At 66.9% G+C, this 7,138-nt stretch carries 9 protein-coding genes; 5 read left to right on the top strand and 4 right to left on the bottom strand.

All coding sequences use genetic code 11. From position 1 onward, the window contains the following. Window positions 1-346 precede the first annotated feature (346 nt). Window positions 347-1,252 (top strand): LysR family transcriptional regulator, encoded by a 906-nt coding sequence (locus tag I55_RS07665; protein WP_044559929.1) that lies wholly within the window; start codon window positions 347-349, stop codon window positions 1,250-1,252. Window positions 1,253-1,337: 85 nt separating this feature from the next. Here I55_RS07665 and I55_RS07670 read toward each other — a convergent pair whose 3' ends face one another. From I55_RS07670 to I55_RS07680, 3 genes are all read right to left on the bottom strand, one after another. Then, on the bottom strand, window positions 1,338-1,760 hold the full coding sequence (locus I55_RS07670; protein WP_044559930.1) for a putative quinol monooxygenase: 423 nt from the start codon (window positions 1,758-1,760) through the stop codon (window positions 1,338-1,340). 38 nt (window positions 1,761-1,798) lie between these two features. Continuing rightward, complete coding sequence (locus tag I55_RS07675; protein ID WP_044559931.1) at window positions 1,799-2,656, bottom strand: VOC family protein; 858 nt, start codon at window positions 2,654-2,656, stop codon at window positions 1,799-1,801. 107 nt (window positions 2,657-2,763) lie between these two features. After that, a complete protein-coding gene (locus I55_RS07680) occupies window positions 2,764-3,774 on the bottom strand; it encodes an aldo/keto reductase (RefSeq protein ID WP_044559937.1) in 1,011 nt (336 codons plus the stop codon). A gap of 341 nt (window positions 3,775-4,115) precedes the next feature. Here I55_RS07680 and I55_RS07685 point away from each other — a divergent pair, with 341 nt between their 5' ends. From I55_RS07685 to I55_RS07700, 4 genes are all read left to right on the top strand, one after another. Then, window positions 4,116-4,772, top strand: a complete 657-nt coding sequence (locus tag I55_RS07685; RefSeq protein ID WP_044559932.1) for a glutathione S-transferase family protein — start codon at window positions 4,116-4,118, stop codon at window positions 4,770-4,772. Between the two features lie 20 nt (window positions 4,773-4,792). Beyond that, complete coding sequence (locus tag I55_RS07690) at window positions 4,793-5,422, top strand: glutathione S-transferase family protein (protein WP_044559933.1); 630 nt, start codon at window positions 4,793-4,795, stop codon at window positions 5,420-5,422. A 44-nt stretch (window positions 5,423-5,466) separates the two neighbouring features. Next, complete coding sequence (locus I55_RS07695) at window positions 5,467-6,051, top strand: TetR/AcrR family transcriptional regulator (protein WP_044559934.1); 585 nt, start codon at window positions 5,467-5,469, stop codon at window positions 6,049-6,051. Between the two features lie 135 nt (window positions 6,052-6,186). Next, window positions 6,187-6,675: a hypothetical protein gene (locus tag I55_RS07700; protein WP_044559935.1), complete on the top strand. Its 489-nt coding sequence runs from the start codon at window positions 6,187-6,189 to the stop codon at window positions 6,673-6,675. Between the two features lie 10 nt (window positions 6,676-6,685). Here I55_RS07700 and I55_RS07705 read toward each other — a convergent pair whose 3' ends face one another. Beyond that, window positions 6,686-7,063, bottom strand: a complete 378-nt coding sequence (locus I55_RS07705) for a DUF427 domain-containing protein (protein WP_044559936.1) — start codon at window positions 7,061-7,063, stop codon at window positions 6,686-6,688. Between the last annotated feature and the right edge of the window lie 75 nt (window positions 7,064-7,138).

A 7,138-nucleotide genomic window follows, 5' to 3' on the forward strand; every position in this document is an offset into this window, starting at 1 on the left:
GGCGGCGCTGGCGCGGGGTGGTGGTCGGGGGCCTTGCGCGCTGAAGGGCGGCGCCCACGCGGGATGGTGGGGGAGGGGATGGCGCTGCTCATGATGCTGCCTCCAGTCGCTGGCGCCTGTGTGATCGCTCCAGCGGGGGCCATCATCGCAGGTGGGGCAGTCGCCGCCGTTGATTCACCTCAAGACGCGGCGGGGGATGGATTGACCGAATGACCTCCGGCGATCCGGCCATGCGCGAAGGCTAGGGGCGGTTCCAACGGTCTGTTCGCTGAATTCACAAATGTCGGGGGACGGTCCGCGTGCCATCTGCTATCCCCGACAGGTCGGAACATGGGGGAGGTGCGGCGTGGATAATCGCACGGGCGAGATGGTGGTTTTCGTGCGGGTGGTGGAAGCGGGCAGCTTTTCCGAGGCCGCGCGGCTGATGCTGATGACCCCGTCCACCGTGTCCAAGCTGATCGCCCGGCTGGAGGCGCGCCTGGGCGTCCGGCTGATCGAGCGGTCGACACGGCGCCTGGTGCTTACCCGCGAAGGCGAGTTTTATTACGAGCGCAGCTGCGGCCTGCTGGCCCAGCTTGATGAGACCGAGCGGCAGATCGCCCAGGGTGGGGCGGAGGCCGAAGGCGTGGTCCGGGTGACGTCATCGGTGACATTCGGCACGGCCGCGCTTGAACCGAACCTGCCGGCCTTCCTGGCCCAGTATCCCCGGATCACCGTGGATTTGTCGCTATCGGACGAGGTCGTCGATCTCTACCTCGACAGGACGGACGTCGCGATCAGGGTGGGCAAGCTGGCGGACTCCAACCTCATGTCGCGCAAGATCGGTGAGACGCGCCGACGCATCGCCGCCGCGCCGGACTATCTGGCCCGGCACGGGACGCCGCTCACGCCGGAGGATCTGGTCCATCATAACTGCCTGGGCTTCAATTTCCGGCGTGCGATGCCGGTGTGGCCGATGCGCGAAGGCGGCCGGATCGTGGAGCGGATGCTGACCGGTTCGCTGCTGGTCAACAACGGCGACACGCTCCGCCGCATGGCGATCGCGGGCGTGGGGATCATCCGGCTCGCCGACTATCATCTGCGCGGTCCCGTCGCGCGCGGTGAACTGATCGAGATTCTGGCCGACGCGGAAATCGGCGAGGTGGACGAGGTGAATGCCCTGTATCGAGGCGGCCAGTTCCTGCCGGCGCGGGTCCGGGCATTCCTGGATTTCATGGTGCCCCGCTTGCGGCAATTCCTGGTCGAGGGCTGAGGAAAACGCCGGCGCCGCTATGGGACGCCGGCGGACACGGGTCTTATGCATTTACGGCAAGAGGTCCAACCTCATGCCGCTGGTGTCATTGGGGGCGGGGGCCCAGCACCTCCATGCGCATCACCTCAACGCCACCCTGGGCCAGCTCTGGCAGTTTGGCGAACCATTCCTTCACATAGGGCGTGGCGTTGTGCGCCTCGAAATCCGCCTGGTTCGCGAACACTTCGAAGAAGATGAAATGCCCGGGCGCCGCGCGATCCTCCTGAAGGAAATACACCAGGGTCTTGGGATCGTCCCGGACCAGGGACACGAGGGGCAGAGTGGCCGCGCGCAGCGCGTCCTCATTGCCCGGCCGGGCGCGGACCTGGGCGACGATCGAATAGGCGCCCGGGGGGATCCGGTCGTAACGGATGACCGCCGCCGGCTCCGCATTCGCCGGTGCGCCAGAGGTGAGCGAGGCTGTGGCGGTGATGATGGCCACGGCGAGCGGAATGAATTTGGCACGCATGAGTGTCCTCCTTGCTGGATAGGGGCGGGTGGCGTGGTTTATCGGCCGGCGCGGGCCTGCTGGCGCTTGGCCAGCGTGGCGGCGAAGCGCTGTTTCACGGGGCCTAGGGCCTTGACGAACTCCAGCTGCTCCCCCTCCGGGCCCTTGCAGTAGATGAGTTCCCAGCCGTCGGAGGGCGGCACCGTCACCTTGTTGGTGTAGCTGTTCTGCGGCGCGGCGCGGCGCTCGGCTTCGGTGTTGACGCGGATGATGCGGTTGGCCCGCACCTGGGTCATGCCCCGCCGCGCGGACTCCGCCTCCAGATCGGCGATGAATTGGTTGAAATCCACGTCGTCGGCGACATGGAAGCAGATGTGCATCATGCGGGGGAATGCCGGGCTCATGTGCGCGACCGGTTCGGCGAAGGCTTTGGGCCCGCCCATGGGCTGGTCGGCGTCGCGATATTGCAGCAACTCGATGACGACGTTGTCGAACTGGATGAAGCGGACGTCGAGCCGCTGGGCGCCGCCGCGAAGATCGGGGACACCGATGGTGCGGGGGTTCACGCCCAGCTCGTTGGCCAGGATGTCCTGGTCGGCCAGCAGGGTATTGTGGACCGTGTCGCCTTGGAAATCACCATGGCGGAACACCTCGGTCCCGCCCAGAACCTCCGTGTAGAACTCATAGGCGCGCTCCATGTTCTGGACGGTCAGCCCGAAATGCTGCACGCCCTGAAGCCGCAGGCCCAGCGGGCTGGTGTTGCGGGCCATGGCGACGGACGCGCCGCCGCCCCCGGTGGTGCTGGCGATGGCGCCGCCACTGGCCACGACGGCCGTGCCGGCCATGACGGCGGCGCCGGCCATGCGGAGCATGTCACGGCGCGCGGGATCGATCGTGTGATCATCTGTCTTGGACATGGGTCATTCTCCTGTTGTCTGGGATGGGCGCCGGACGGAAGGCGCGGGGGAACCGTTCGGCCGAAGCGGGGCTTCGGCCGGGACGGGAAGGAAGGGGGCTCTTGAAATCAGTCGGCGATGGGAAGCGGTGCCGCCGGGTTCACCAGGTGGGCGGCGCGCAAGTCGCGCCAGAAATTCGCCGGCACGGCCTGTTCCAGCGCCGCGCGGTCCTCCGCGATCCGCTCGGGACGGCTGGCGCCGGGGATGACAGCGGCCACCGCGGGATTGGCGAGGGCGAATTGCAGGCCGGCGGCCTTCATCGAGACGCCGTGGCGGTCCGCGATCGCCTTGATCGCCGCGACTTTGCCCAGGATCTCCGGCGTGGCTGGCGCATATTCGAAGTTGGGCCCGCCGACCAGTGCGCCGGAGCTGTACGGCCCCCCGACAACGATCCCCAGGCCACGCTCGGCGACCTTGGGCATGACCCGCTGCAGCGCGCGGTCATGGTCGAGCAGGGTGTAGCGCCCCGCCAGCAGGAAGACGTCCGGCCGGGGGGTGTCGAGGTCGAGCAACAGTTCGATCGGCTCGACACGGTTGACGCCCAGGCCCCAGGCCTTGATGACGCCCTCGTCCCGCATGCGGTCCAGCGCGCGGAACGCGCCCTTGCGCGCCTCCTCGAACTTGCCAAGCCACTCGTCGCCGTAGAAGTCCTGCGCCACGTCGTGGACGAAGGCGATGTCGATATGGTCGGTGCGCAGCCGCTTCAGGCTGTCCTCGATCGAGCGGTAGGTGGCGTCTTCCGAATAATCGTTGACCACCTTGTTCGGCCGGCCGTGCTTGAAGACCTCGCCCTTCTCGCCATTGTCGCGGGCCGTCCCGTCGATTTCATCCAGGACGATGCGGCCGACCTTGGTGCTGATCAGGTATTCGTCGCGCGGTTTGCCGGCGAGCGCCTGTCCCATGCGGATTTCGGCCAGCCCCGCGCCGTAGAAGGGGGCGTTGTCGAAGTAGCGGATGCCGTCGTTCCAGGCGGCCTCGACTGTCGCCCGCGCCTCGTCCTCGGGGATCGCGCGGAACATGTTGCCCAGTGGGGCGGCGCCGAAGCCCAATGGGCTCTTGAAGAGATCCTTGAGTGCCATGATCAACCCTCCATTTCAGGTCCGGGCCCGATCGCCCGGTGTCGGAAATGGGAATACCCCCGTCGGCCGCGGCGCTGTAGCCGGTCCCCGCTCTCATCATTTTGGAAGTAAATTCACAAGTAGAAGCCCCATCCCCAGCCTGCCCCGCTTCCGGCCGTTCGCCAGGGGCCGGGTTGGTGGCACTCGACCGATCCTGAGGTTTCGCGTGGGGCGGCCCTTAGCGGCCGATCAATGCCTCGGGGGTTGTAAAAAATAGCAGGGACGGTGTCGGTATCCGGTGGCGCCGTTCGTCGTTCCGACAGACGCGCTGTCGAGGCAAGCATCCGCCGGGGAGGCCACTCATGAAGCCCATCATCACCGCCTTTGAACGCTCGCCCGATCGCGGCCGGGGGCTGGCGCGCGACATGCGCGTGCGCTGGGCGCTGGAGGAAGTGGGCCAGCGGTACGACGTCCGGCTTCTGTCGTTCGCGGCGATGAAGGAACCAGCCCACCGGGCGCTGCATCCCTTCGGCCAAATCCCGACCTATGAGGAGGGCGACCTCGTCCTGTTCGAGTCAGGGGCGATCGTGTTGCATCTGGCGGAGTGCCACGCGGGCCTGTTGCCGGACGATGCGGCCGCCCGGGCACGGGCGATCAGCTGGATGTTCGCCGCCCTCAACACGGTGGAGCCGCCCATCCTCGACCTTCAGACCGTCCTGTTCCTGGAACGGGACAAGAGCTGGTATGAGCAGCGGCTGGCGATGGTGAAGGATGCCATTCGTAAGCGGCTGGGCGAACTTTCCCACCGCCTGGGCGATGCCGACTGGCTGGATGGGGCGTTCAGCGCCGGCGACTTGCTGATGGTGTCGGTGTTGCTCCGGGTCAAGACGTCGGGCCTGTTGGACGAATACCCCAACCTGGCCGCCTACGTCGCACGGGGGGAGGCCCGGCCCGCCTACCGGCGCGCCTTCGCCGACCAGTTGGCGGTCTTCAACGCCGCGTTGGCGGGTGAGTCCTAAGGACCAAGGGAGGGAAGGGGATGATCAGGGTATTCGGTGGTGGAACCTCACGGTCGCTGCGTGTCACTTGGCTGATGGAGGAGATGGGGCTGCCCTACCGCCTGAGGCCGGTGGACCTGCTGGCGGGCGGCGGGGATGCGGAGTTCCTGGCCGTCAATCCTGCCGGCTTCATCCCCGTGATCCAGGACGGCGATGTCACGATGGCGGAGTCCATCGCGATCATGGAGTACCTGATCGCCCGCTACGGGCCGACGCCGCTGGCGCCGGACCCGCGGGATCCCGCTTTCCCCCTGTACCAGCAGTTCCTGCACCTGGGCGAGGCCGGGCTGGCGGCCTCCATCTACTTCGTCGGGGGCAGCCGCCATTTCGCGCCGGAATCCCAGCGGGGGAACTGGACTGCTGGCCAGGCCCTGGGGGTGTTCAACAGCCGGCTGGGGCTGGTGACGCGGCAATTGGCGCGCACGCCTTACGTGGCCGGCGAAAAGTTCACGGCGGCCGACATCTCGGTGGCTTATGCCCTGGACTTGGCGCAACGCTTCGGCGGCGTCGTCCTGGGGGAGGTGGAGCGGGCCTACCTGGCGCGCGCCAACGGACGCGACGCTTATAAGCGCGCGCTGGCGACGTCCCAGGCTGCGATGGGGCTCAGGTGAGAGCAGGGCTTGACTATTAACCTACTAGAAGGTAGGTTGCGCCTATGAGTAACCTCTCCTCCACCGCTGACGAAATCCTGGCCTGTGCGCGGACCCTGGTCATGGCGGGCGGCTACAATGGTTTCAGCTATGCCGACATCGCCGCAGTCGTCGGCATCCGCAAGGCCAGCATCCACCACCACTTCCCCAACAAGGTGGATCTGGTCCGCACACTGCTTGCCCGCTACCGCGAGGAGGCGGTGACCGGGATCGCCGAGCTTGAACGCCACGTGACCGACGCGTTCGAGCAACTGCGCGCCTACGTGGGTTATTGGGAGACATGCATCACCACCGCCAGCGCGCCTTTCTGCATCTGCGCCTTACTGGCCAATGAACTGCCTGTTTTGCCGGAGGAGGTGGCGCAGGAGGTGCGGGCGCATTTCCGCGCCTTGTCGGCCTGGCTGACATCAGTGATGGAGCGGGGGGCGCGGCAGGGCCGCCTGCGCCTCACCGGCACGCCCCGGGCGGAGGCGGAGGCGTTCATGGCCACCGTCCATGGGGCGATGCTCTCCGCCCGGGCCTATGGTGATCCCAAGATGTTCGCGGTCATCGCCACCCCCCTGCTGGATCGTCTCGCTTCCCGCCCGTGACGCCTGCCAAGGCGCCGCCGATGACATCCGCTTGCCTTTAGTGCCTGCCTACTAGTTGGAAGGCTATTTCGTCCCTTGTCGCCATAACAGGCTGGGACGGGGACCGCTTCATCCCTGAATCTTGAGGAGATCGACATGTTCGGAATTTCGCCGCTTGGCTGGGTGCATACCTTGGGTAGCCTGCCGGCCATACCACTGGCCGTTTACATGTTCGCCCGCCATGGACGCATCGTGCCCCGGTCAGGACCGGGTGCCGTTTACTTCGTCTCTATGCTGATCGGCGCCGCCACCGTGTTTCTGGTCGCCCATCAGCCGGTCAGCTACGTCATCGGCGTGCTGACCTTGGCGCTGCTGCTGGCGGGATATGGTGTCGGGCGGGTGTCGGCGTTGGGCCGCGCGCGCACCTACCTGGAAACCATTTTCCTCAGCCTGACGGCCTTCCTGCTGATGGTTCCGACCGTCAGCGAGACCCTGCGCCGGGTGCCGGACGGCCATCCCCTGGTTACCGACCTGAAGTCGCCGCTGCTGCTGGGCGCCCAGGCCAGCCTGCTGTTCGCCCTCATCATCGGCGTGACCGCGCAGATCGTCTTCCTGCGGCGGCAGGGCAAGGCGATCCCGCGATAAGGTCAGGCTTTCAGTCCCGGATTTCGATGGCGTCGACGCGGTTGGGGTAGAAGGCGAGGTGGTCCCTGATGGCCGCGACGGCGTCGTGGGGCTGCTCATAGGACCAGACCGCGTCCACCGACCGCGCGCCGCCGGCGGGGACGCTGAAGTAGGAGGCGTCGCCCTTGTAGGGGCAGTGGCTCCGCGTGTCGGACCGGGTGAGCGCGGCCATGTCCACATCCCGGCGCGGGATGTACTGCACCGGCGGGTATGACGCTTCCCGCAGGGTCAGGGCCCGGGTGGTGTCGGCGATGACCTGGCCCGCCACCGTCACGACGACACGCGCCGGGGTGGGGGTGACGGTGATGGGATGGTCGGGCCCCGGAATCTTGACGGTCTTCTCGATCATGGCGCCTGTATCCTCGTGGCAATCGTTTGTCGGATTCCATGAAGATGGGGCGGTGGCAAGCCGGCGCAATGGATG

It is taken from the genome of Azospirillum sp. B4, from assembly GCF_000333275.1.
Lineage (GTDB): Bacteria > Pseudomonadota > Alphaproteobacteria > Azospirillales > Azospirillaceae > Nitrospirillum.